This window comes from Citrobacter sp. Cpo069 (assembly GCF_030332785.1).
Lineage (GTDB): Bacteria > Pseudomonadota > Gammaproteobacteria > Enterobacterales > Enterobacteriaceae > Citrobacter > Citrobacter portucalensis.
Window position 1 is genome coordinate 67,749 of the sequence record NZ_JAOWHD010000044.1, and the last position, 23,297, is coordinate 91,045.

Annotated in this window: 20 protein-coding genes and 1 other RNA gene; 8 read left to right on the forward strand and 13 right to left on the reverse strand. The window is 53.9% G+C overall.

Annotation, left to right across the window (positions count from 1 at the left end; genetic code table 11):
- Positions 1-28 precede the first annotated feature (28 nt).
- From ubiH to OGY08_RS07635, 3 genes are read right to left on the reverse strand one after another with little or no spacing between them, the layout of a single operon-like run.
- Positions 29-1,207: a 2-octaprenyl-6-methoxyphenyl hydroxylase gene (gene ubiH, locus OGY08_RS07625; RefSeq protein WP_032944902.1), complete on the reverse strand. Its 1,179-nt coding sequence runs from the start codon at positions 1,205-1,207 to the stop codon at positions 29-31.
- Complete coding sequence (gene pepP, locus OGY08_RS07630; protein WP_048215582.1) at positions 1,204-2,529, reverse strand: Xaa-Pro aminopeptidase; 1,326 nt, start codon at positions 2,527-2,529, stop codon at positions 1,204-1,206. Before pepP ends, ubiH begins: the two co-directional genes overlap by 4 nt.
- 24 nt (positions 2,530-2,553) lie before the next feature.
- Positions 2,554-3,132 carry a YecA/YgfB family protein gene (locus OGY08_RS07635; protein WP_003026978.1) on the reverse strand — a complete coding sequence of 193 codons (579 nt, stop codon included), beginning with the start codon at positions 3,130-3,132 and terminating at the stop codon, positions 2,554-2,556.
- Positions 3,133-3,299: 167 nt separating this feature from the next.
- Between OGY08_RS07635 and zapA the strand changes: the two genes are divergently transcribed.
- The 3 genes from zapA (at position 3,300) to OGY08_RS07650 (ending at position 4,470) form a co-directional block, all read left to right on the forward strand.
- Positions 3,300-3,629 (forward strand): cell division protein ZapA, encoded by a 330-nt coding sequence (gene zapA, locus OGY08_RS07640; RefSeq protein WP_003026980.1) that lies wholly within the window; start codon positions 3,300-3,302, stop codon positions 3,627-3,629.
- Positions 3,630-3,670: 41 nt separating this feature from the next.
- A non-coding RNA gene (gene ssrS, locus OGY08_RS07645) (6S RNA) lies at positions 3,671-3,854 on the forward strand.
- 19 nt (positions 3,855-3,873) lie between these two features.
- The gene (locus OGY08_RS07650; RefSeq protein ID WP_048236724.1) at positions 3,874-4,470 is read left to right on the forward strand and encodes a 5-formyltetrahydrofolate cyclo-ligase; all 597 of its coding nucleotides are present in this window, start codon (positions 3,874-3,876) and stop codon (positions 4,468-4,470) included.
- A gap of 118 nt (positions 4,471-4,588) precedes the next feature.
- Here the strand turns inward: OGY08_RS07650 and serA are convergent, their stop codons facing one another.
- Both serA and rpiA read right to left on the reverse strand, forming a co-directional pair.
- The gene (serA, locus tag OGY08_RS07655) at positions 4,589-5,821 is read right to left on the reverse strand and encodes a phosphoglycerate dehydrogenase (RefSeq protein ID WP_003825480.1); all 1,233 of its coding nucleotides are present in this window, start codon (positions 5,819-5,821) and stop codon (positions 4,589-4,591) included.
- Positions 5,822-6,092: 271 nt separating this feature from the next.
- Entirely contained in the window at positions 6,093-6,752 is a 660-nt protein-coding gene (gene rpiA, locus OGY08_RS07660; protein WP_003825479.1) for a ribose-5-phosphate isomerase RpiA, read from the reverse strand.
- Positions 6,753-6,922: 170 nt separating this feature from the next.
- Between rpiA and argP the strand changes: the two genes are divergently transcribed.
- From argP to scpC, 5 genes are all read left to right on the forward strand, one after another.
- Complete coding sequence (argP, locus tag OGY08_RS07665) at positions 6,923-7,816, forward strand: DNA-binding transcriptional regulator ArgP (protein ID WP_003825477.1); 894 nt, start codon at positions 6,923-6,925, stop codon at positions 7,814-7,816.
- A 232-nt stretch (positions 7,817-8,048) separates the two neighbouring features.
- A complete protein-coding gene (gene scpA, locus OGY08_RS07670; RefSeq protein WP_125363293.1) occupies positions 8,049-10,193 on the forward strand; it encodes a methylmalonyl-CoA mutase in 2,145 nt (714 codons plus the stop codon).
- Positions 10,186-11,181: a methylmalonyl Co-A mutase-associated GTPase MeaB gene (gene meaB, locus OGY08_RS07675; protein ID WP_125363294.1), complete on the forward strand. Its 996-nt coding sequence runs from the start codon at positions 10,186-10,188 to the stop codon at positions 11,179-11,181. The genes scpA and meaB overlap by 8 nt, the downstream gene beginning before the upstream one ends.
- 10 nt (positions 11,182-11,191) lie before the next feature.
- Positions 11,192-11,977 carry a methylmalonyl-CoA decarboxylase gene (gene scpB, locus OGY08_RS07680; RefSeq protein WP_008785757.1) on the forward strand — a complete coding sequence of 262 codons (786 nt, stop codon included), beginning with the start codon at positions 11,192-11,194 and terminating at the stop codon, positions 11,975-11,977.
- Between the two features lie 24 nt (positions 11,978-12,001).
- Positions 12,002-13,468 (forward strand): succinyl-CoA:acetate CoA-transferase ScpC, encoded by a 1,467-nt coding sequence (scpC, locus tag OGY08_RS07685; RefSeq protein ID WP_125363295.1) that lies wholly within the window; start codon positions 12,002-12,004, stop codon positions 13,466-13,468.
- Here scpC and srsR read toward each other — a convergent pair.
- From srsR to tkt, 8 genes are all read right to left on the reverse strand, one after another.
- Positions 13,465-14,361 carry a LysR family transcriptional regulator SrsR gene (srsR, locus tag OGY08_RS07690; protein WP_125363296.1) on the reverse strand — a complete coding sequence of 299 codons (897 nt, stop codon included), beginning with the start codon at positions 14,359-14,361 and terminating at the stop codon, positions 13,465-13,467. The genes scpC and srsR overlap by 4 nt on opposite strands.
- 123 nt (positions 14,362-14,484) lie before the next feature.
- On the reverse strand, positions 14,485-15,231 hold the full coding sequence (locus tag OGY08_RS07695; protein WP_003825465.1) for an oxidative stress defense protein: 747 nt from the start codon (positions 15,229-15,231) through the stop codon (positions 14,485-14,487).
- Between the two features lie 93 nt (positions 15,232-15,324).
- Positions 15,325-15,960, reverse strand: a complete 636-nt coding sequence (gene argO, locus OGY08_RS07700) for an arginine exporter ArgO (protein ID WP_003027005.1) — start codon at positions 15,958-15,960, stop codon at positions 15,325-15,327.
- Between the two features lie 192 nt (positions 15,961-16,152).
- Positions 16,153-17,013 (reverse strand): small-conductance mechanosensitive channel MscS, encoded by an 861-nt coding sequence (locus OGY08_RS07705; protein ID WP_125363297.1) that lies wholly within the window; start codon positions 17,011-17,013, stop codon positions 16,153-16,155.
- A 191-nt stretch (positions 17,014-17,204) separates the two neighbouring features.
- The gene (gene fbaA, locus OGY08_RS07710; protein ID WP_003027029.1) at positions 17,205-18,284 is read right to left on the reverse strand and encodes a class II fructose-bisphosphate aldolase; all 1,080 of its coding nucleotides are present in this window, start codon (positions 18,282-18,284) and stop codon (positions 17,205-17,207) included.
- Between the two features lie 88 nt (positions 18,285-18,372).
- Positions 18,373-19,536 carry a phosphoglycerate kinase gene (gene pgk, locus OGY08_RS07715; protein WP_003027032.1) on the reverse strand — a complete coding sequence of 388 codons (1,164 nt, stop codon included), beginning with the start codon at positions 19,534-19,536 and terminating at the stop codon, positions 18,373-18,375.
- A 39-nt stretch (positions 19,537-19,575) separates the two neighbouring features.
- Complete coding sequence (gene epd, locus OGY08_RS07720) at positions 19,576-20,604, reverse strand: erythrose-4-phosphate dehydrogenase (RefSeq protein WP_008785759.1); 1,029 nt, start codon at positions 20,602-20,604, stop codon at positions 19,576-19,578.
- A 491-nt stretch (positions 20,605-21,095) separates the two neighbouring features.
- Entirely contained in the window at positions 21,096-23,087 is a 1,992-nt protein-coding gene (gene tkt, locus OGY08_RS07725) for a transketolase (RefSeq protein WP_003825453.1), read from the reverse strand.
- Between the last annotated feature and the right edge of the window lie 210 nt (positions 23,088-23,297).

A 23,297-nucleotide genomic window follows, 5' to 3' on the forward strand; every position in this document is an offset into this window, starting at 1 on the left:
GTTGCCTTATCCGGCCTACAGGTCATATTTATCGTGCAACCCAACCCAGGGTCCGCTCCGCCAGCGCATCGCGCGCAGGTGTGAATAATTCCATCGCCATCAACCCGACATTGCGCCCAACAACCAGCGGGGCCCAGTGATTGGCAAACAAATACACTAAATTGTTGGTCACACCAATCGTCGTCTCGCGATCGCGCTCGCGGCGCTGCTGATAGCGTGCCAGCACCGCATAATCACCCACATCTTCCGCGCCGTTCTGCGCCTGCGTCAACGTCTCAGCAAGGCTCATTACATCGCGCAGGCCAAGGTTGAAACCTTGCCCGGCAATGGGATGCAGCGTCTGGGCGGCGTTCCCTACCAGCACGGTACGATGGGTAATCGCTTTCAGCGCCGTAGTTAACGAAAGCGGATAAGCGCTGCGTTTACCAGCCTGGGTAATACGTCCCAGTCGCCAGCCAAAAGCGGTTTGCAGTTCACGGCAAAACTGTTCGTCGGACCAGGCCATGATCTCATCACGCTGCTCCAGCGGATGGCACCACACCAGCGAGCAGCGACCGTCAGACATTGGCAGCATTGCCAGCGGACCATATTGCGTGAAGCGTTCAAACGCTCGCCCGTCGTGCGGTACAGAGGTCGTGACGTTGGCAATCACCGCCAGTTGCTCATAAGGCTGTTGCAGCCAGTCAACACCGCAGGCAGTCGCCAGTGCGGAACGCGTGCCGTCAGCAGCCACCAGCAGGCGACCGGTAATCATCTCGCCATTCTCCAGCGTCACTTCAACGCGCTCCTGCGTGCGCGACACGCTGGCTACGCGGTCGGGGCAGTGCAATGTGACGCCAGGTGCTTTGCGCAGCAGCGCAAACAGACGCAGCCCGACGTCGTGCAGTTCTACCACCTGACCCAGAGCCGGAATACGGTATTCCTGCGCATCCAGCGTCACAAATCCAGCATGGCCGCGATCGCTGACGTGAACCGTTTTAATGGCCGTTGCGCAATCGGCAATCGCCTGCCATACACCAATTCGCGCCAGCTGTTGGCAGGTACCTGCCGCCAGCGCGATCGCCCGGGCGTCAAACCCAGGATGACGGTCAGTTTCAGGTTCGCTCGCTTCTATCAGATGAACTGGCAGCGTCCCATGACTGAGCTGGGAAATGGCCAGCGCCAGCGTCGCACCGACCATACCACCACCAACGATAATCACGCTCATTGCAGTCGCGCCGCAGCCATTAAGGCTTCAATATCATCGGCTTTCTTCACTACGCTGGCGGTCAGGTTTTCATTGCCGTCCTCGGTGATGAGGATGTCATCCTCAATACGAATGCCGATACCACGATAGGCCGGCGGTACATCGGCATCCGGCGCGATATACAGTCCCGGTTCGACGGTGAGTACCATTCCCGGCTCAAGAATACGTGAGCGGTCCTGACCATAAACGCCGACGTCGTGCACATCCAGCCCAAGCCAGTGACTTAGACCATGCATAAAGAATGGGCGGTGCGCATTTTCGGTAATCAACTGATCGACATCACCGTGCAGAATGCCAAGCTTCACCAGGCCCGTAATCATGATGCGCACCACTTCGCCAGTGACTTCCTGAATGGACGTTCCGGGACGATACAGACGCAGGCTGGTCTCTAAGGATTCCAGTACGATATCGTAGATTTCACGCTGTGCTGGGGTAAATTTACCGTTTACCGGGAAGGTTCGCGTAATGTCACCCGCATAGCCTTTGTATTCACAGCCAGCGTCGATTAGCACCAGATCGCCATCGCGCATTTCACTTTCATTTTCGGTGTAATGCAGAATACAGCCGTTTTCACCGCTGCCGACAATCGTGTTATAGGACGGATAACGCGCGCCATGACGGGTAAATTCATGGTGAATCTCCCCTTCTAACTGGTATTCAAACATTCCTGGACGGCATTTTTCCATCGCGCGGGTATGCGCCAGTGCGGTGATTTCTCCGGCACGACGCATGACCGCAATTTCTTCCGGTGATTTGAACAGGCGCATTTCATGCACCATCGGACGCCAGTCGATAATCGCGGCAGGCGCGTGCAGATTTTGTCTGGAGCCTTTGCGCAGTTTATCCAGCGCCGTGCACACAATCTCGTCGGCCCAGGCATACTCGCCCTGAGCGTGGTATACCGCGTCCAGACCATTGAGCAGCAAATACAGCTGTTGATTGATTTCACTGAAGGCCAGCGCCCGGTCAACGCCAAGTTTTGCCGGGGCAGCATCCTGGCCCAGACGGCGGCCAAACCAGATCTCCGCCGTCAGATCGCGAACCCGATTGAACAAAACGCTGTGGTTATGAGTGTCATCACTTTTAATCAGCACCAGCACGGCTTCAGGTTCGTTAAAACCGGTGAAGTACCAGAAATCACTGCTTTGGCGGTAAGGGTATTCACTGTCCGCACTACGCGTCGCTTCCGGTGCGGCAAAAATCAGCGCGGCGCTGCCGGGCTGCATTTGTGCCAGTAAAGCCTGGCGACGACGCTGGAATTCTTGCTGAGATATCTCGCTCATCACACTCTCCTTTGCGTTTCGTTCTTAGTGCAGAGTCGGTTTACGGACTTCCGGCGCGGTCGGCTGCTGACGCGTAAACGTGTCATGGCACAGCAAGGCGGCTACGCGCACGTATTCGATGATCTCTTCGAGCGACATTTCCAGCTCTTCCTGATCTTCGTCTTCGTCATATCCCAACTGAGCGATATTGCGCAGGTCGTCAATCGCTTCCCCGGTTTCGCCGGTCACTTTGTCGAGCTTCGGCTGCGTGACGCCAAGGCCCAGTAAAAAGTGGTTTACCCATCCCGCCAGCGCATCGGCGCGATCGAACACGCTGACGTCATCCCCTTCAGGCAGATAAAGCTGAAAAAGGAAGCCGTCGTCTTCGAGGGCATCACTGGTGGCAGAGTGCATTTTCAGCAGCGCCTGAGCCAGCTCGTGACCAAAGGCCAGACCTTCGTTCGTTAGGTCGTGCAGCAGCGGCTGCCATGAGCTGTCGTTGTTTCCGCCGCAAATCATTCCGCTTATCAAGCCGTGCATTTCGGCCGGGGTTAATCCAGCCCCTTGTTGGTTCAAAAACTGGCTAACTTCGTTGTAACCAGGCATTTCGTTCTGTATAGACATAAGCATTCGTCATCAAAGGGAGGAATATTCATGGTATGCTACCACTTTGGACCCTGGTGGACCAGAAAAGGGCTTGTATCTTGATACCAGGGTAGCTATAGTGTCGCCCCTTCGCGGACCCACGGTCTGGAGACGAAGGCAGCGCAGTCAATCAGCAGGAAGGTGGCATGTCTGCACAACCCGTCGATATCCAAATATTTGGCCGTTCACTGCGAGTGAATTGCCCGCCTGAACAAAGGGATGCGTTGAATCAGGCTGCGGACGATCTCAATCAGCGATTGCAAGATCTGAAAGTTCGCACTAGAGTCACAAATACTGAGCAGTTGGTTTTCATCGCCGCGTTGAACATCAGCTATGAATTAACTCAGGAAAAAGCGAAGACGCGTGAGTACGCGGCGAGCATGGAACAACGTATTCGGATGCTACAACAGACCATCGAACAGGCGTTGCTTGATCAGGGTCGCATAACCGAAAAAACGGGCCAAAACTTTGAATAACACTTTTCGGTTTACTGTGGTAGAGTGACCGTGAAGACAAAATTTCTCTGAGATGTTTGCAAGCGGGCCAGTCCCCTGAGCCGATATTTCATACCACAAGAATGTGGCGCTCCACGGTTGGTGAGCATGCTCGGCCCGTCCGAGAAGCCTTAAAACTGTGACGACGCATTCACCTTGAACCAAGGGTTCAAGGGTTACAGCCTGCGGCGGCATCTCGGAGATTCCCTTCTACCTGGCAACAGCCATGACATTACATTCTGAACTCCCTTTATCCCGGCAAGAAATCCGTCAACTAATTCGGCAGCGTCGTCGCGCGCTTACTTCCGAACAGCAACGACAATACGGTCAGCAAGCCGCGACCCGAATGCTCAGTTATCCCCCTGTTGTACTCGCTCATACCGTGGCGGTATTCCTCTCGTTCGATGGCGAACTCGATACCCAGCCGCTAATAGATCAGCTGTGGCGAGCGGGCAAGCGCGTCTATCTTCCGGTTCTTCATCCCTTCAGCCCTGGCAACCTGCTGTTCCTGCACTATCATCCGCACAGCGACCTGGTAACCAATCGCTTAAAGATCCAGGAACCACGGCTTGATGTACGTGACGTATTGCCGCTCTCACAGCTGGATGTACTGATTACGCCGTTAGTGGCATTTGATGAGGTCGGGCAACGCCTGGGTATGGGCGGTGGATTTTACGATCGAACGCTTCAAAACTGGCAGCAGCATAAGATCCAGCCCGTAGGCTACGCGCACGATTGTCAGCGAGTGGAAAAGCTACCTGTCGAAGAATGGGATATCCCGCTGCCTGCGGTGGTGACGCCGTCCAAAATCTGGGAGTGGTAGCTTTTTTGCCAATTGCGGCAAGGCTCGAAAACAGAATGTATGCGTGACAGGAAGAGATTTTGAGGCCGGGAAATCAGAGGAAAGATGGGCAGGTCATCGCCTGCCCATGTAGAGGAAATCAGTACAGCAGACGAGCGCGAATGGTTCCCGGAAGGGCTTTCATCGCCAGCAGCGCTTTCTCTGCCACATCTTCATCCGCTTCAATATCAATAACCACGTAACCTACCTGTGCGGAAGTCTGCAGATACTGCGCGGCAATGTTGACGCCCTGCTCGGCAAAAATCTGGTTCAGCGCAGTCAGTACGCCCGGACGGTTTTCGTGAATGTGCATCAGACGACGACCGCCGTGCAGCGGCAGCGAAACTTCCGGGAAGTTAACTGCAGACAGCGTAGAGCCGTTGTCGGAATACTTGGTCAGTTTCCCAGCCACTTCCAGACCAATGTTTTCCTGTGCTTCCAGCGTTGAACCACCAATGTGCGGCGTCAGGATCACGTTGTCGAAATCACACAGCGGCGAAGTGAAAGGATCGCTGTTGGTTGCCGGCTCGGTTGGGAATACGTCGATTGCTGCCCCTGCCAGGTGCTTGGTCGCTAACGCGTCGCACAGCGCAGGAATATCAACAACTGTGCCGCGTGCGGCGTTAATCAGCAGCGCGCCTGGTTTCATCAACGCAATCTCACGCGCGCCCATCAGATTTTTGGTGGAGGCATTTTCCGGTACGTGCAAACTGACCACGTCGCTCATATTGAGCAGGTCGGAAAGATGCTGCACCTGCGTGGCGTTGCCGAGCGGGAGTTTATTTTCAATATCATAGAAATAGACGTGCATCCCCAGCGATTCCGCCAGAATGCCTAGCTGAGTACCAATGTGACCATAACCGATGATCCCCAGTTTTTTGCCACGCGCTTCAAACGAGCCGGTAGCCAGTTTATTCCACACGCCGCGGTGTGCTTTGGCGTTCGCTTCGGGTACGCCGCGTAGCAGCAGCAGCAGTTCGCCAATCACCAGTTCCGCAACGGAACGTGTGTTAGAGAATGGTGCGTTAAACACGGGGATACCGCGCTTTGCCGCAGCGCTGAGATCAACCTGGTTGGTGCCGATACAGAAGCAGCCAATCGCGACCAGTTTCTCTGCGGCGTCAATCACATCTTCAGTCAGATGGGTACGGGATCGCAGGCCAATGAAGTGGGCATCACGGATGGACTCTTTCAGTTGTTCAGTGTCCAGAGCGCCTTTATGAAACTCGATGTTGGTATAACCTGCTGCACGAAGGCTTTCGAGCGCTTTTTGATGCACGCCTTCAACCAGCAGAAATTTAATCTTATCTTTCTCCAGTGATACCTTTGCCATTTCCCCGACCCTGTCTTTTTTTGTTCAAACTGATGTGTTGTGTGTGGGATTTTCATCCGTCTCTTCAACATATCAAAAAATAATATTGCGGCAATATGAACGTTTGCGTCGCCGTGCTGAAGAAATGTCATTCAGAGAGAAATGTCAGAGGAAAATACTGGCGATAACTTTTTCTTTGGAGAGATCGGCAGGACAATATTATAAACGTGACACAAGTCACCAAATTTGCCCTGCCAAAATTTTTTTAACGGGAGAAGACACTCCCGTCAGATCATTTTACGATAGTTTTCACGCCGTCTGGCGTACCGATCAGCGCAACATCCGCACCACGGTTGGCAAACAGACCGACGGTTACCACGCCCGGAATCGCATTGATGGCGTTTTCCATCGCAATGGCATCGAGGATCTCCAGACCGTGTACATCAAGGATCACGTTACCATTGTCCGTCACTACGCCCTGACGGTATTCAGGACGACCGCCCAGCTTCACCAACTGGCGAGCCACAGCGCTGCGCGCCATTGGGATCACTTCAACCGGCAGCGGGAAGTTACCGAGAATATCGACTTCTTTGGACGCGTCGGCAATGCAGATAAATTTCTTCGCCACGGAAGCAATAATTTTTTCACGGGTCAACGCTGCGCCGCCGCCCTTGATCATCTGCATGTGGCCGTTGATTTCATCCGCGCCGTCAACGTATACGCCGAGGCTGTCCACTTCGTTAAGATCGAACACGTGGATACCGAGGCTTTTGAGTTTTTCGGTTGAAGCGTCCGAACTGGATACCGCACCTTCAATCTGACCTTTCATTGTGCCCAGCGCATCAATAAAGTGTGCGGCTGTTGAACCTGTACCTACGCCCACAATGGTACCGGGCTGTACATACTGAAGTGCCGCCCATCCTACTGCTTTTTTCAGTTCATCCTGCGTCATGATCGTTTCGCCTGTGGTGTGAATATGGTGGGAAAATTCACGCGCATTATAGAACATTGTGCAGAAAAATGTCCCCACACCCGCTCGCAAGCGGCGGATTTCGTCTTTACCCAACCTAAATTTGTGTCATAGTGCAGAACAAGCAAAATTTTCAGGAGTGCGTCAAAGCAATGAAACGTCCGGACTACAGAACACTACAAGCACTGGATGCGGTTATTCGTGAACGAGGATTTGAGCGCGCGGCGCAGAAGCTGTGCATCACGCAATCCGCGGTTTCACAGCGCATAAAACAGCTTGAGAATATGTTCGGACAACCGCTGCTGGTGCGTACCGTACCACCACGCCCAACCGAACAGGGGCAGAAACTACTGGCGCTTTTGCGTCAGGTTGAACTGCTGGAAGACGAGTGGCTGGGTGATGAACAAACCGGCTCGACGCCACTGCTGCTCTCACTGGCGGTGAACGCCGACAGTCTGGCGACCTGGTTACTTCCTGCGCTGGCTCCGGTACTGGCAAATTCGCCGATTCGGCTGAACCTGCAGGTTGAGGATGAAACGCGCACTCAGGAGCGTCTGCGTCGTGGTGAGGTGGTCGGTGCGGTGAGTATTCAGCATCAGGCGCTGCCAAGCTGTCTGGTGGATAAACTCGGCGCGCTGGACTACCTGTTTGTTGGATCCAAACCTTTCGCCGAGCGCTATTTCCCTAACGGTGTCACCCGCTCTGCCCTGCTGAAAGCCCCAGCGGTAGCGTTTGACCATCTTGATGATATGCACCAGGCGTTCCTGCAACAAAACTTCGACCTGCCGCCGGGCAGCGTGCCGTGCCATATCGTTAACTCGTCTGAAGCCTTTGTTCAATTGGCGCGTCAGGGAACCACTTGCTGCATGATCCCCCACTTGCAGATTGAGAAAGAACTGGAAAGCGGCGAGCTTATCGACTTAACACCGGGCCTGTTCCAGCGCCGGATGCTGTACTGGCACCGTTTTGCACCGGAAAGCCGCATGATGCGCAACGTCACCGATGCGCTGCTGGCCTATGGTCACAACGTACTGCGTCAGGATTAAACCGCTCATAACCTCTGAGTCCGGATGGTGGCGTAACGCCCTATCCGGCCGACAAGCCTTTTACCCTCTTTTCATGCTATTCCCGCCACGTCTTTGAAATAAATCACAAAATCAAACACGCCACGCGGCAAAAAACGACGCCCTGTTGGCTATTTTTTGCTGGCGACAAGCCAAATGAAAAAGCTCACCGTATTCGCAAAGATTCAACTTATTGCGTAATACGGAGCAAAAAATGGCAAACGTGCAGGAGTGGCAAACACTCGCCAATAAAGAACTCAGTCGCCGGGAAAAAACCGTCGAGTCGCTGGAAAGACAGACGGCGGAAGGGATTGCCATCAAGCCGCTGTACACCGAAGAAGACCTCGATAATCTGGAAGTCACGGGCACCCTTCCCGGCCTGCCGCCTTACGTGCGTGGCCCGCGCGCCACCATGTATACCGCGCAGCCGTGGACCATTCGTCAATACGCTGGTTTCTCTACCGCCAAAGAGTCCAACGCCTTTTACCGCCGCAACCTCGCCGCCGGGCAAAAAGGACTTTCCGTCGCCTTTGACCTTGCCACCCATCGTGGCTATGACTCTGACAACCCACGCGTGGCGGGTGACGTCGGTAAAGCAGGCGTGGCGATCGATACCGTCGAAGATATGAAGATACTGTTCGACCATATCCCGCTGGATAAGATGTCAGTATCGATGACCATGAACGGCGCGGTTCTACCTGTGCTGGCGTTTTATATCGTCGCTGCAGAAGAACAAGGCGTAGCGCCGGAACAACTCACCGGGACCATTCAGAACGATATTCTGAAAGAGTACCTGTGCCGCAACACCTACATTTATCCCCCAAAACCGTCCATGCGCATTATCGCCGACATCATCGCCTGGTGCTCTGGCAACATGCCGCGCTTTAACACCATCAGCATCAGCGGCTATCACATGGGTGAAGCCGGAGCGAACTGCGTGCAGCAGGTAGCGTTTACGCTGGCAGACGGTATTGAATACATCAAAGCTGCACTCTCCGCCGGACTGAAAATTGATGACTTCGCCCCGCGCCTGTCGTTCTTCTTCGGTATCGGCATGGATCTGTTTATGAACGTCGCCATGCTGCGCGCGGCGCGCTATTTGTGGAGTGAAGCGGTCAGCAGCTTTGGCGCGACCAACCCGAAATCTCTCGCTCTGCGTACCCACTGCCAGACGTCCGGCTGGAGCCTAACCGAGCAGGACCCGTACAACAACGTGGTACGAACCACTATTGAAGCACTCGGCGCTACGCTTGGCGGCACCCAGTCGCTGCATACCAATGCTTTTGATGAAGCGCTCGGTCTGCCCACCGATTTCTCCGCCCGTATTGCGCGTAATACGCAGATCATCATTCAGGAAGAATCAGAGATCTGCCGCACCGTTGATCCGCTGGCCGGATCGTATTACGTCGAGTCACTCACCGATCAAATTGTGAAGCAGGCACGCACGATCATCAAACAGATTGATGAGGCAGGCGGCATGGCGAAAGCAATCGAAGCCGGACTCCCTAAACGGATGATCGAAGAAGCTTCCGCGCGTGAACAATCGCTGATCGACCAGGGTAAGCGCGTTATCGTCGGCGTCAATAAGTACAAACTGGATAAAGAAGACGAGACGTCGGTACTGGAGATCGACAACGTGAAGGTGCGCAACGAGCAGATTGCCTCGCTGCAGCATATCCGCACCACCCGCGACAACGATGCCGTCAAGACCGCGCTATCCGCGCTGACCCACGCCGCGCAGCATAATGAAAACCTGCTGGCCGCCGCCGTCAGCGCCGCTCGCGTTCGCGCCACGCTCGGTGAAATCTCCGACGCGCTGGAGGTCGCCTTTGACCGGTATCTGGTTCCCAGCCAGTGCGTCACCGGGGTGATTGCGCAAAGCTATCACCAGTCAGACAAATCCGCCGACGAGTTCGATGCCATTGTTGCGCAAACCGAACAGTTCCTCGCGGAAAATGGACGCCGCCCGCGCATTCTGATCGCCAAGATGGGTCAGGACGGCCACGATCGCGGCGCGAAGGTGATCGCCAGCGCCTATTCCGATCTCGGTTTCGATGTCGATCTCAGCCCGATGTTCTCCACTCCGGAAGAGATCGCCCGTCTGGCGGTAGAAAACGATGTGCATGTAATAGGCGCATCGTCACTTGCGGCGGGCCATAAAACGCTGATTCCTGAGTTGGTTACCGCACTCAAAAAATGGGGGCGTGAAGATATCTGCGTGGTAGCAGGAGGCGTTATTCCGCCACAGGATTACGCCTTCCTGCACGAACATGGCGTGGCTGCCATTTATGGTCCCGGCACGCCAATGCTCGACAGCGTCCGCGATGTGTTAACCCGTATCAGTCAGCATCATGATTAACGCCGCCACGCTTGAAGATACCGTCCGCCGTTTGCGACTCGGCGAACGGGCTACGCTCGCCCAGGCGATGACGCTGGTCGAAAGCAACCACCCGCGCCACCAGCCACTGAGTACGCAATTGCTGGACGCGATAATGCCGTTCACCGGTAACGCCCTGCGTTTGGGGATCACCGGTACGCCGGGCGCGGGCAAAAGCACTTTCCTGGAAGCATTCGGCATGTTGCTCATCCACCACGGATTACGGGTGGCGGTGATCGCCGTCGATCCCAGCAGCCCGGTCAGCGGCGGCAGCATTCTTGGCGATAAAACCCGCATGACGGAGCTGGCCCGCGCCGAATCTGCGTTTATTCGCCCGGTCCCTTCCTGCGGTCATTTAGGCGGTGCCAGCCAGCGTGCCCGCGAATTAATGCTGCTGTGCGAAGCGGCTGGCTTTGACGTGGTGATTGTAGAAACCGTCGGCGTTGGGCAGTCAGAAACCGAAGTCGCAGGCATGGTGGATTGCTTTATCTCACTGCAAATCGCTGGCGGTGGCGACGATTTACAGGGCATCAAAAAAGGCCTGATGGAAATGGCGGATCTGGTCGTCATCAATAAGGACGACGGTGATAACCATACCAGCGTTGCCATTGCCCGCCATATGTACGAGTCCGCCCTGCATATTCTGCGCCGCAAATATGACGAGTGGCAGCCGCGGGTTCTGACCTGTAGCGCCCTGGAAAAACGCGGTATCGAGGAGGTTTGGCAGGCGATAACCGACTTTAAAACGTGCCTGACCGCCAGCGGTCGACTGGAAAAAGTTCGCCAGCAGCAGGCGGTGGACTGGTTACACCAGCAGGCTGAAGAAGAAGCCCTGCATCTGCTGTTTGCGCGGACTGATTTCGACCGCTATTTCCAGCAGACGCTTCAGGCCGTCAAAAACAATGATCTTTCGCCGCGCACCGGTCTGCGGCACATCAGCGAATTTATTCAGCATCATTACTTTCAATAAAGAGAACATTATGTCTTATCAATACGTCAACGTGGTCATCATCCAGAAAGTCGCGGTTATTGAGTTCAATTACGCCCGCAAGCTCAATGCCCTGAGTAAAGTGTTTATTGACGATCTGATGCAGGCGCTGAGCGATCTCAATCGTGCAGACATTCGCTGCATCATTCTGCGCGCTCCAAGCGGGGCCAAAGTGTTTTCTGCCGGGCATGATATTCATGAACTCCCGACCGGACGTCGCGATCCGCTCTCTTATGACGATCCGCTGCGTCAGATAACCCGTATGATCCAAAAATACCCGAAGCCGGTGATCTCCATGGTCGAAGGCAGCGTCTGGGGCGGCGCGTTTGAGATGATCATGAGTTCCGATCTGATCATTGCAGCCAGTACCTCCACTTTCTCGATGACCCCGGTCAACCTCGGTGTGCCGTATAACCTGGTGGGCATCCACAACCTGACCCGCGACGCTGGTTTTCACATCGTGAAAGAGCTGATTTTTACCGCTTCGCCCATCACCGCTCAACGCGCCATGGCGGTCGGGATCCTTAACCATGTCGTGCCCGTCGAGGAACTGGAAGATTTCACTCTGCAAATGGCGCACCACATCTCGGAAAAAGCGCCGCTGGCCATCGCCGTCATCAAAGAAGAACTGCGCGTGCTGGGTGAAGCGCACACCATGAATTCTGATGAGTTCGAGCGTATTCAGGGCATGCGCCGCGCGGTGTACGACAGCGAGGATTATCAGGAAGGGATGAACGCGTTTATGGAAAAACGTAAACCAAATTTTGTTGGCCATTAATCACGTCCGAGGAAGGAGACGGCCATGAAACGGATGAGCGCCGAACAGGCGGCAGAAATTATCCAGCACGATGATATGGTGGCGTTTAGCGGCTTTACCCCTGCGGGTTCACCCAAAGCGTTACCCAGCGCAATTGCCCAACGCGCCTGCGAACGGCATCAGAACGGGCAGCCTTTTCAGATCCGCCTGCTGACCGGAGCATCAATTGGCGCCGCCGCTGATGATGTTCTATCCGCGGCGGATGCCGTTTCCTGGCGTGCGCCTTATCAAACGTCATCGGGCCTGCGCGAGAAAATTAATCAGGGCCAGGTGAGGTTTGTCGATCTCCATTTGAGTGAAGTGGCGCAAATGGTTAATTACGGCTTTTTTGGCGAGATCGATGTTGCCGTCATTGAAGCCTCCGCCATTGCGCCAGATGGCCGGATTTGGCTTTCCAGCGGTATTGGTAATGCGCCGACCTGGCTGCTGCGGGCGAAAAAAGTGATCATTGAATTGAATCATTACCATAATCCGCGCGTGGCGGAGTTTGCCGACATCGTGATACCCGGTGCGCCGCCGCGGCGTAACAGCGTACCCATTTTTCATACCATGGATCGCGTAGGCAGCCAGTGCGTGCAGATAGATCCCAAAAAGGTGGTTGCGGTGGTGGATACTGAGCTGCCCGATGCCGGAAATGCGGCGGAAAAAACCAATCCGGTCAGCCAGCAAATTGCCGATAACGTCGTCACTTTCCTGCTGGCAGAAATGGCTCACAAACGTATTCCAGCTGAGTTTCTACCCTTACAAAGCGGCGTGGGCAATATCAACAACGCGGTAATGGCGCGACTGGGCGAGAACCCAGATATCCCGCCCTTTATGATGTATTCGGAGGTGTTGCAGGAGTCGGTGGTGCATCTGCTGGAAACGGGCAAGATAACAGGTGCCAGCGCCTCCAGCCTGACCATTTCAGCCCCGTCGCTACAGAAGATTTACGACAACATGGACTTCTTCGCCAGCCGGATTGTGCTGCGCCCGCAGGAGATCTCCAATAACCCGGAGATCATCCGTCGGCTGGGGGTTATTGCGCTCAACGTCGGTCTGGAGTTTGATATCTACGGCCATGCCAATTCCACGCACGTTGCGGGGGTGAACCTGATGAATGGCATCGGCGGCAGCGGGGATTTCGAGCGCAATGCCTACCTGTCTATCTTTATGGCGCCGTCGATTGCCAAAGGCGGGAAAATCTCCACCATCGTACCGATGTGCAGCCATGTCGACCACAGCGAACATAGCGTTAAAGTGATCGTGACCGAACAAGGGATTGCCGATCTGCGTGGGCTATCTCCGATGCAGCGGGCGCACACGATTATCGATAACTGTGCGCACCCTCTTTACCGGGATTATCTGCACCGCTATCTGGAGAAAGCACCCGGCGGGCATATCCATCACGATCTCAGCCATGCTTTCGATCTGCATCGCAACCTGCTCGAAACAGGTTCAATGCTTGGTTAACTTGCCGTACCGTCACGATCCTCAGCAATATGCTCGAGCATGGTGGCGGTATAGCGATGATTTTTCAGTGAATAGAGAAATTCTTGCATATACATGGGGCTGCCGGGCGCGTCGAAATACTTTAGCGTCGACGGATTCACCAGCCGCCAGGCGAAATGAGGGATCACCGTCAAAAACTGCCCGCGCTCCACCGCGCTAATCTTGGCCATAAAGCTGTATGGACGGTAAATAATCGTCGGGTTAATCCCACAGGGTCGCATGTAGGCATCCAGCATCGCCTCAAAGTTAGCGCGATTCTGGAAGCGCATTTGCAGCCAGGGCAGCTCACGCAGCAGATCCTGCGGCTGTTTTTCTTCGTAGCGCCGGGAAACGAGAAACCCCAGACGCAGCGGAGGCAGCTCGCTAATCGCCAGATTCTCCAGTTCCTGGACGCGGGGGGAAACGTGCTGCGGCGAGATAATAAAATCCAGTTTGCGATCGAACAGGTTATCAATCACCCCATTCTCGCTGAATTCAACGGCCTGAGCCGTCACGCCGTCATACTTGTCACCAAGGCTAATCAACTGGTCAAAAATAATCGTTGGGTAGGTATTGTCGATCCCGATGACGATTTCCCGCGAGCGGCGAGAGGCGTTATGGATTTCGTTATCAATGGCAGAAAGGCGCTGATAAACGGGAAACAGCTTCTGATACAGTTCCTGTCCGGCTTTATTCAGACTGATGTTGTTATCTTTGCGGGTAAACAGCGTATAGCCGATTTGATCCTCCAGTGCGGCAATGCTTTTACCGAAAGGCGATGCGGTCATATGTATTTTTTCTGCCGCTCTGGCAATGTTATTGGTTTGCGCCAGCAGAATGAAATTACGCATCTTTTTCGAGATAAAAATATCCATAGCGTCCCCTTAAAAATCGCTATGGCCTATCCTCATTACGGCGAAAAAAAAGACTGGATGCGGGGTCTCATTTTTACAGTTGCTCACAGAAAAAACCCGGCTGGAAAGCCGGGTCTGCAATGATTACTGGGTTTTGGCTGGCGTTGCTGCTGGCTGCCCCGCCGTCGGCTCAATCTGGAAGACCACATCAACCTGATCGTCAAACTGAATAACCGGCTGTTCGTAGGTTTCCTGAGCGGATGTCGCAGGCGCTGCATCTGCTTTCATCATCCGTACCATCGGGCTCGGTTGATAATTGGAAACGTGGTAACGCACGCTGTAAACGGGCCCCAATTTGCTGTTAAAGCCCGCAGCTAACTGCTCAGCCTGATGAATAGCATCATCAATTGCTGCTTTACGCGCTTTATCTTTGTAAGTATCCGGCTGGGCAACGCCAAGCGATACCGAACGGATCTCATTCAGACCGGCCTTCAGCGCACCATCAAGCAGCGCGTTGAGTTTGTCCAACTGACGCAGCGTGACCTCAACGGTACGTACCGCACGATAGCCTTTAAGGACGCTTTTACCATTCTGGTAGTCGTAGTCCGGCTGGGTGCGCAGGTTTGCCGCGCTAATATCTTTCTTCGCTATCTGGTTCTGTTCAAGGAAGGACAGATATTGCGCCACGCGCTCATCTGCCTGCTTCTTCGCTGAAGCCGCATCCTTTGCAGCAACGTTCACTTCAATCGCCAGAGTAGCGATGTCTGGTGTCGCATCCACGCTTGCCGTTCCGGAAGTCACGATGTGCGGTCCATTTGGCAACTCATTTGCCTGTACCGATAGTGCGCTGAATCCGACTAATGCCGCCAGGGCCATTATTTTGAACTTCACGGTCGTTCCTCCATGTTTCATTAATTACCCCGAAACTCAGGGCACATGCAGGCAAGCTTAGCCGATCTCGCTGCGTTGTCCATCAGACAACACTTAGTTGAACAACGCATGAACGTGCGCAACACCTTCTTTTGCCAACTGAAAAGCGATAAACCACATCACCAATCCTACCAGGGTATTGATGATCCGCTGTGCTTTAGCAGTGCGCAAACGCGGAGCGAGCCAGGCCGCCAGCAATGCCAGGCCGAAGAACCACAGGAACGAAGCGCTGACGGTACCCAGCGCAAACCAGCGCTTAGGCTCAACGTCCAGTTGGCCTCCCAGACTCCCCAGCACCACAAAGGTATCCAGGTAAACATGGGGGTTGAGCCATGTCACCGCCAGCATAGTAGCGATAATTTTCCAGCGGCCCTGCTTCATCACCTCGGCGCTGGCCAGTTCCAGGTTACTGCTCATCGCCGTTTTTAACGCCCCGAAACCGTACCAGAGTAAAAATGCCACCCCACCCCAGGTGACAAGCGCCATCAGCCATGGTGACTGCATCAGCAAGGCGCTACCGCCAAAGATCCCCGCGCAAATCAGCACTAAGTCGCTGATAGCGCAGAGTAAAGCAATCATGATGTGATACTGGCGACGGATCCCCTGATTCATCACGAAGGCGTTTTGCGGACCGAGCGGAAGTATCATAGCCGCACCAAGTGCAAGCCCTTGAAAATAATACGATAACACGTTAATCATCCCGAACTGTTTCTCTTAGGAGCAGACTATAGCGCGGGGAAAACATTAGCGGAAATGGATAATTTTAATCAGGGATAAGAAGAATTAATACCAAGGGGGGGGAAATGCCGGATGACGGCTGACGCCTTATCCGGCCTACAAAACCTGCGGGCCCGGTAAGCGATAGCGCCACCGGGCACGCGATTACTCTGCCGCGCTCTCTTTCACACGCTTGAAGTTCACATCCATCTGCGGGTACGGGAAGCTGATACCGTTGGCGTCAAACTCGCGTTTAATACGCTCCAGTACGTCCCAGTAGACGCTTTGCAGATCGCTACTGTTGCTCCAGACGCGTACCACAAAATTGATCGAGGAAGCGCCCAGCTCATTCAGGCGCACCGTCATTTCACGATCTTTAAGGATACGCTCGTCAGACAGAATGATATCGGTGAGGATTTTTTTCACCTGATCGATATCGGAGTCGTAAGCCACGCCGATGATAAATTCGTTACGACGAACCGGCTCACGAGAGAAGTTAATGATGTTCCCGGCAATGATTTTACCGTTTGGGATCACAACAATCTTACCGTCTACGGTACGCATAGTCGTGGAGAAAATCTGCACGTTGAGTACGGTTCCCGCTACGCCGCCGAGGTCTACATACTCACCTGCGCGGAACGGACGGAACATCACCAGCAGCACGCCAGCGGCGAGGTTAGACAGCGAACCTTGCAGCGCCAGACCAACGGCTAAACCTGCGGCACCGAGAACGGCAATCACAGAAGCGGTTTGTACCCCAACGCGACCCAGAGCGGCAATCAGCGTGAACGCGATAATCCCGTAGCGCACCAGTGCGGAGAGGAAGTCAGCAACGGTTGCATCAATTTTACGTGCCACCATCAGGCGGTTAACGGTGTTTGATACGATGCGCGCCACAATCATACCGATAATGACAATGGCGATGGCCGCAACGATGTTGACGGCATAGCTTAACAGCAGCTCCTGATTGCGGACCAGCCAGGTGCCCGCACCATTTATGCTGTCGACAACATTCAAATCTTCCATTCAATATTCCTTTTTTGCTTACCCAAATGGGAAAAATAAAGCCGTCCCAACGGGACTGGCAATCTGACAAGGGTAAACAATAAACCTGGATTTTGCCAAACAGATCACAGAATTCTCTGCCAGCAGCATATTGAAATGGCAATAAAAAAGGCCCGCATTTGCGGGCCTCATGTCACGTAGAACGGCGTAAATTACAGAACGTCAACCGCGTTCAGTTCTTTGAAAGCCTGTTCCAGACGGGTGATCATGGTTGCCTGACCAGCACGCAGCCATACGCGCGGATCGTAGTATTTCTTGTTCGGCTGATCTTCGCCTTTCGGGTTGCCCAGCTGGCCCTGCAGGTAAGCTTCGTTCGCTTTGTAGTAGTTCAGAACGCCTTCCCAGGTAGCCCATTGGGTATCGGTGTCGATGTTCATTTTCACTACGCCGTAGCTTACGGAGTCTTTGATTTCCTGAGCAGTAGAACCGGAACCGCCGTGGAAGACGAAGTTCAGGCTGTTGTGCGGCAGGTTATGTTTCTTAGAAACATAGTCCTGAGAGTCGCGCAGGATGGTCGGGGTCAGAACAACGTTACCCGGCTTGTAAACGCCGTGAACGTTACCGAAGGAAGCTGCGATGGTGAAACGCGGGCTGATTTTGCTCAGCTCGGTGTATGCGTAATCAACGTCTTCCGGCTGGGTGTACAGTGCAGAAGCGTCCATGTGGCTGTTGTCCACGCCGTCTTCTTCGCCACCGGTGCAACCCAGTTCGATTTCCAGGGTCATGCCCATTTTGGACATGCGCGCCAGGTATTTGGAGCAGATTTCGATGTTCTCTTCCAGAGACTCTTCAGACAGGTCGATCATGTGAGAAGAGAACAGCGGTTTGCCGGTTGCTGCGAAGTGTTTTTCACCCGCGTCCAGCAGACCGTCGATCCACGGCAGCAGTTTCTTCGCGCAGTGGTCAGTGTGCAGGATAACCGGAACACCGTAGTGTTCAGCCATCTGGTGAACGTGATGCGCGCCAGAGATAGCACCCAGGATTGCAGCGCCCTGAGGAACGTCAGACTTCACGCCTTTACCCGCGATGAAAGAAGCACCACCGTTGGAGAACTGTACGATTACCGGCGCTTTAACTTTTGCAGCGGTTTCCAGAACGGCGTTGATGGAGTCGGTACCCACGCAGTTAACAGCTGGCAGAGCAAAGTTGTTTTCTTTTGCTACCTGGAAAACTTTCTGTACGTCATCACCAGTGATTACGCCTGGTTTTACGAAATCAAAAATTTTAGACATATTACGAATCCTGTATCTTCGGCCTTGGAAAGGGCGCGCGCTCTAAAGCGCGCTAATAATTGGGCAGGTTTCCCTGCCCATTAAATGCTTACTTTTTAGCGCGCTCTTCGAGCATCGCTACTGCTGGCAATACTTTACCTTCCACGAATTCGAGGAAAGCGCCGCCGCCAGTGGAGATGTAGGAGATTTTGTCAGCAATGCCGAACAGGTCGATTGCTGCCAGGGTGTCACCGCCGCCTGCGATAGAGAACGCTTCGCTGTCTGCGATAGCGTTAGCAACGATTTCAGTACCTTTGCGGAAGTTCGGGAATTCGAACACGCCAACCGGGCCGTTCCACAGAATGGTTTTCGCATTTTTCAGGATGTCAGCCAGCTGCTGTGCAGAAGCGTCGCCGATGTCCAGGATCTGCTCGTCTTCTTTCACATCGCTTACGGACTTCAGAGTAGCCGGTGCAGTTTCAGAGAATTCAGTCGCTACGCGAACGTCAGTCGGGACCGGGATGTCGCAAGTGGTCAGCAGACGCTTAGCTTCGTCAACCAGGTCAGCTTCGTACAGGGATTTACCCACGTTGTGGCCTTGAGCGGCAACGAAGGTGTTCGCGATACCACCGCCAACGATCAGTTGGTCAGCGATTTTTGACAGAGAATCCAGAACGGTCAGTTTGGTGGAAACTTTAGAACCGCCAACGATAGCAACCATCGGACGAGCAGGTTCTTTCAGTGCTTTACCCAGCGCATCCAGCTCAGCAGCCAGCAGCGGGCCTGCGCAAGCTACATCAGCGAATTTACCGATACCGTGAGTAGAAGCCTGTGCACGGTGAGCTGTACCGAAAGCATCCATTACGAATACGTCGCACAGCGCAGCATATTTTTTGGACAGTGCTTCGTCGTCTTTCTTCTCGCCTTTGTTGAAGCGAACGTTTTCCAGAACCACCAGTTCACCGGCAGCGACTTCAACGCCGTCCAGGTAATCTTTTACCAGGCGAACCGGAGCAGACAGTTTGTCTTTCAGGTAGTTAACAACCGGCAGCAGAGAGAATTCTTCGTTGTACTCGCCTTCGGTAGGACGACCCAGGTGGGAAGTTACCATCACTTTCGCACCCTGTTTCAGGGCCAGTTCGATGGTCGGCAGAGAAGCACGGATACGCGCATCGCTGGTTACTTTCCCTTCTTTAACTGGTACGTTCAGGTCCGCACGGATAAAAACGCGTTTACCAGCCAGATCCAGATCGGTCATCTTAATTACAGACATGGTGAATCCTCTCGTTGATTCATAAAGTTTTGTCGACGCTCAAGCGTCGAGCCTGAAACCAATAGCAGCCATCGCTAACGTAGTGTCGAGCATACGGTTAGCAAAGCCCCATTCATTATCACACCAGACCAGCGTTTTGATCAGGTGAGCGCCACTCACACGCGTTTGCGTACCATCAACGATGGCACTGTGCGGGTCGTGGTTAAAATCTACAGAGACCAACGGTAATTCCGTATAGTCAACTATACCATGAAATGCACCTTGTGCTGCTTTTTGCAGCAACTGGTTGACTTCACTGGCTTTTACTGGTTTTTTCACCGTCACGCTTAAGTCGATCGCCGTCACATTTATGGTTGGTACACGCACCGCTATCGCTTCAAAACGATCGTTAAACTGCGGAAAAATTCGCGTGATGCCCGCCGCCAGTTTGGTATCAACCGGAATAATCGACTGGCTGGCCGCTCGCGTGCGACGCAGGTCAGGATGATAAGCATCAATAACCTGCTGATCGTGCATCGCGGAGTGGATCGTGGTGACGGTACCAGACTCAATGCCGTAAGCATCATCCAGCAATTTAATGACGGGTATTATGCAATTCGTGGTGCAGGAAGCGTTGGAAACGATCCGGTGCTCAGCGCGCAGCTGATCCTGATTAACGCCATACACAACGGTTGCGTCGATGTCGTGACTACCAGGATGTGAAAAGAGCACTTTTTTTGCACCAGCGGCAATATGCGCCTCGCCGTGTTCGCGATTGCCGAAGACCCCCGTACAATCCAGCACGATGTCGACACCCAGTTCGCGCCATGGAAGTGCATCAAGTGTTCGCTCATGCAGAATGCGGATAGCGTCATCGCCAACGATGAGCTGGTCACGTTCCTGACGAACATCCCAGGCAAAACGTCCATGGCTGGTGTCATATTTCAACAAATGCGCCATGCCTGCAGCATCCGCAAGTTCGTTGATTGCCACCACGGTGATTTCCGCCCGACGCCCGGATTCATACAAAGCACGAACCACGTTGCGTCCGATGCGACCGAAACCATTAATCGCTACGCGTACGGTCATAGGTCTCCTGCAAGGATTTCTCAGAAACGATGTGGCAGACAGAGTAATGCAGCAAATCGCTCAGGGAAACCTTACCTGTCGCAAACTGCGACTAATTGGTTAATTGTCGAACATTTAATCGACTGAAACGCTTCAGCTAGAATAAGCGAAACGCGGAATAAAAGGAATGATTGTCCAGCAACAGAACACAGTTATCTGACTTGCGTCACATTTTAACGCCCTTCAACGCTAAATTTATTCCATATTCCAGAATGACGAATAACCGTAGCAAAATTATTTCATTGTCGTGTTACACACCCTGATTTAAATCAGAAAGCCCCCTAACCTGCATCTAATCACCAGCGCGAGGTCCGAGTCCCGGAGCCCTTCAATGATGCCGCAGACGGTCTGGATAGCAGACTGAGCCGTGCGATTGCGCAACGCGCGGCGCGTTCCGGAAAAGCAAAAAAAAACGGGCCGCCTGAGCGACCCGTTTTCACCTGTAATCGAAATTACAGCAGTTCTTTTGCTTTCGCGACAACGTTGTCTACGGTGAAGCCGAACTCTTCAAACAGCAGCTCTGCCGGAGCAGACTCACCAAAGGTGGTCATACCGACGATTGCGCCGTTCAGACCCACGTATTTGAACCAGTAGTCCGCGATACCTGCTTCCACTGCAACGCGAGCGGAAACCGCTTTCGGCAGCACAGACTCACGGTAAGCGGCATCCTGCTTGTCGAACGCGTCGGTAGACGGCATGGAAACCACGCGAGCCTTCACGCCTTCGGCAGTCAGTTTGTCCCACGCAGCCACAGCCAGCTCAACTTCAGAACCAGTTGCGATGAAGATCAGTTCCGGCTGACCGTCGCAGTCTTTCAGCACATAACCACCGCGAGCGATGTTTGCCAGTTGCTCTTCGGTACGCTCCTGCTGTGCCAGGTTCTGGCGGGAGAGGATCAGCGCGGTCGGGCCGTCCTGACGCTCAACACCGTATTTCCACGCAACGGCGGATTCAACCTGGTCACACGGACGCCATGTGCTCATGTTCGGGGTCACACGCAGAGAAGCAACCTGCTCTACCGGCTGGTGAGTCGGGCCGTCTTCGCCCAGACCGATGGAGTCGTGGGTGTAGACCATGACCTGACGCTGTTTCATCAGCGCAGCCATACGCACCGCGTTACGGGCATATTCCACAAACATCAGGAAGGTGGAGGTGTACGGCAGGAAACCACCGTGCAGGGAGATACCGTTCGCGATAGCGGTCATACCGAATTCACGCACACCGTAATGGATGTAGTTACCGGCAGTATCTTCGTTAATCGCTTTCGAACCAGACCACAGCGTCAGGTTAGACGGTGCCAGGTCAGCGGAGCCGCCGAGGAATTCAGGCAGCAGAGGACCGAAGGCTTCAATCGCGTTCTGAGAAGCTTTACGGCTGGCGATTTTCGCCGGATTAGCCTGCAGCTTAGCAATGAACTCGTTCGCTTTGGCGTCGAAGTCAGACGGCATTTCACCTTTCATACGACGGGTGAATTCAGCCGCTTCCTGCGGGTAGGCTTTCGCATAAGCAGCGAACTTCTCGTTCCATGCAGCTTCTTTTGCCTGACCGGCTTCTTTCGCATCCCACTGCGCGTAGATTTCAGACGGGATTTCGAACGGCGCGTATTTCCAGCCCAGCTGTTCACGGGTCAGTGCGATTTCTGCATCGCCCAGCGGTGCACCGTGAGAGTCGTGAGTACCCGCTTTGTTCGGAGAACCGAAACCGATGATGGTTTTGCACATCAGCAGGGACGGTTTGTCGGTCACTGCGCGTGCTTCTTCTACTGCGCGCTTAATCGCGTCAGCATCGTGGCCATCAACACCACGAACCACATGCCAGCCGTAAGCTTCAAAACGCTTCGCGGTGTCATCGGTGAACCAGCCTTCAACATGACCATCGATAGAGATGCCGTTGTCATCGTAGAACGCAACCAGTTTACCCAGCTTCAGCGTACCAGCCAGGGAACATACCTCGTGAGAGATACCTTCCATCATGCAGCCGTCGCCCATGAAAGCATAGGTGAAGTGGTCAACGATGTCGTGACCTGGACGGTTAAACTGCGCCGCCAGCGTTTTTTCAGCGATAGCCATACCCACTGCATTCGCAATGCCCTGACCCAGAGGACCTGTAGTGGTTTCAACACCCGCGGTGTAACCCACTTCCGGGTGACCCGGAGTTTTGGAGTGCAGCTGACGGAAGTTCTGCAGCTCGGACATCGGCAGATCGTAGCCGGTGAGGTGCAGCAGGCTATAAATCAGCATGGAGCCGTGGCCGTTGGACAGCACGAAGCGGTCACGGTCAGCCCAGGACGGGTTAGTCGGGTTGTGGTTCAGGAAATCACGCCACAGGACTTCGGCAATGTCAGCCATACCCATCGGGGCACCCGGGTGACCGGATTTGGCTTTCTGTACTGCGTCCATGCTCAGCGCACGAATAGCATTGGCAAGCTCTTTACGTGAGGACATTTTGACTCCAGATCGGATAATGAAGGCTGAGCCCTTAACGACTTGACGACAGCGCGTTTTGGGCTACGCCGGAAAAAAGTGCCAACAATGTAACCCAAGCCGCGTGTCATGTACATGGAGCATCCTTTTGCCGCTTCAGAAATCTCTGGATCATGCGCGCAAGTTGCGCAATCTTCTCGCCCGCGTATTGTTCTTTTCTTTATACTTAGG

Excerpts from the sequence above, each read along its gene's own strand:
- ubiH (WP_032944902.1), bottom strand. The coding sequence starts at position 1,207 with ATGAGCGTGATTATCGTTGGTGGTGGTATGGTCGGTGCGACGCTGGCG.
- pepP (WP_048215582.1), bottom strand. The coding sequence starts at position 2,529 with ATGAGCGAGATATCTCAGCAAGAATTCCAGCGTCGTCGCCAGGCTTTA.
- OGY08_RS07635 (WP_003026978.1), bottom strand. The coding sequence starts at position 3,132 with ATGTCTATACAGAACGAAATGCCTGGTTACAACGAAGTTAGCCAGTTT.
- zapA (WP_003026980.1), top strand. The coding sequence starts at position 3,300 with ATGTCTGCACAACCCGTCGATATCCAAATATTTGGCCGTTCACTGCGA.
- OGY08_RS07650 (WP_048236724.1), top strand. The coding sequence starts at position 3,874 with ATGACATTACATTCTGAACTCCCTTTATCCCGGCAAGAAATCCGTCAA.
- serA (WP_003825480.1), bottom strand. The coding sequence starts at position 5,821 with ATGGCAAAGGTATCACTGGAGAAAGATAAGATTAAATTTCTGCTGGTT.
- rpiA (WP_003825479.1), bottom strand. The coding sequence starts at position 6,752 with ATGACGCAGGATGAACTGAAAAAAGCAGTAGGATGGGCGGCACTTCAG.
- argP (WP_003825477.1), top strand. The coding sequence starts at position 6,923 with ATGAAACGTCCGGACTACAGAACACTACAAGCACTGGATGCGGTTATT.
- scpA (WP_125363293.1), top strand. The coding sequence starts at position 8,049 with ATGGCAAACGTGCAGGAGTGGCAAACACTCGCCAATAAAGAACTCAGT.
- meaB (WP_125363294.1), top strand. The coding sequence starts at position 10,186 with ATGATTAACGCCGCCACGCTTGAAGATACCGTCCGCCGTTTGCGACTC.
- scpB (WP_008785757.1), top strand. The coding sequence starts at position 11,192 with ATGTCTTATCAATACGTCAACGTGGTCATCATCCAGAAAGTCGCGGTT.
- scpC (WP_125363295.1), top strand. The coding sequence starts at position 12,002 with ATGAAACGGATGAGCGCCGAACAGGCGGCAGAAATTATCCAGCACGAT.
- srsR (WP_125363296.1), bottom strand. The coding sequence starts at position 14,361 with ATGGATATTTTTATCTCGAAAAAGATGCGTAATTTCATTCTGCTGGCG.
- OGY08_RS07705 (WP_125363297.1), bottom strand. The coding sequence starts at position 17,013 with ATGGAAGATTTGAATGTTGTCGACAGCATAAATGGTGCGGGCACCTGG.
- fbaA (WP_003027029.1), bottom strand. The coding sequence starts at position 18,284 with ATGTCTAAAATTTTTGATTTCGTAAAACCAGGCGTAATCACTGGTGAT.
- pgk (WP_003027032.1), bottom strand. The coding sequence starts at position 19,536 with ATGTCTGTAATTAAGATGACCGATCTGGATCTGGCTGGTAAACGCGTT.
- epd (WP_008785759.1), bottom strand. The coding sequence starts at position 20,604 with ATGACCGTACGCGTAGCGATTAATGGTTTCGGTCGCATCGGACGCAAC.
- tkt (WP_003825453.1), bottom strand. The coding sequence starts at position 23,087 with ATGTCCTCACGTAAAGAGCTTGCCAATGCTATTCGTGCGCTGAGCATG.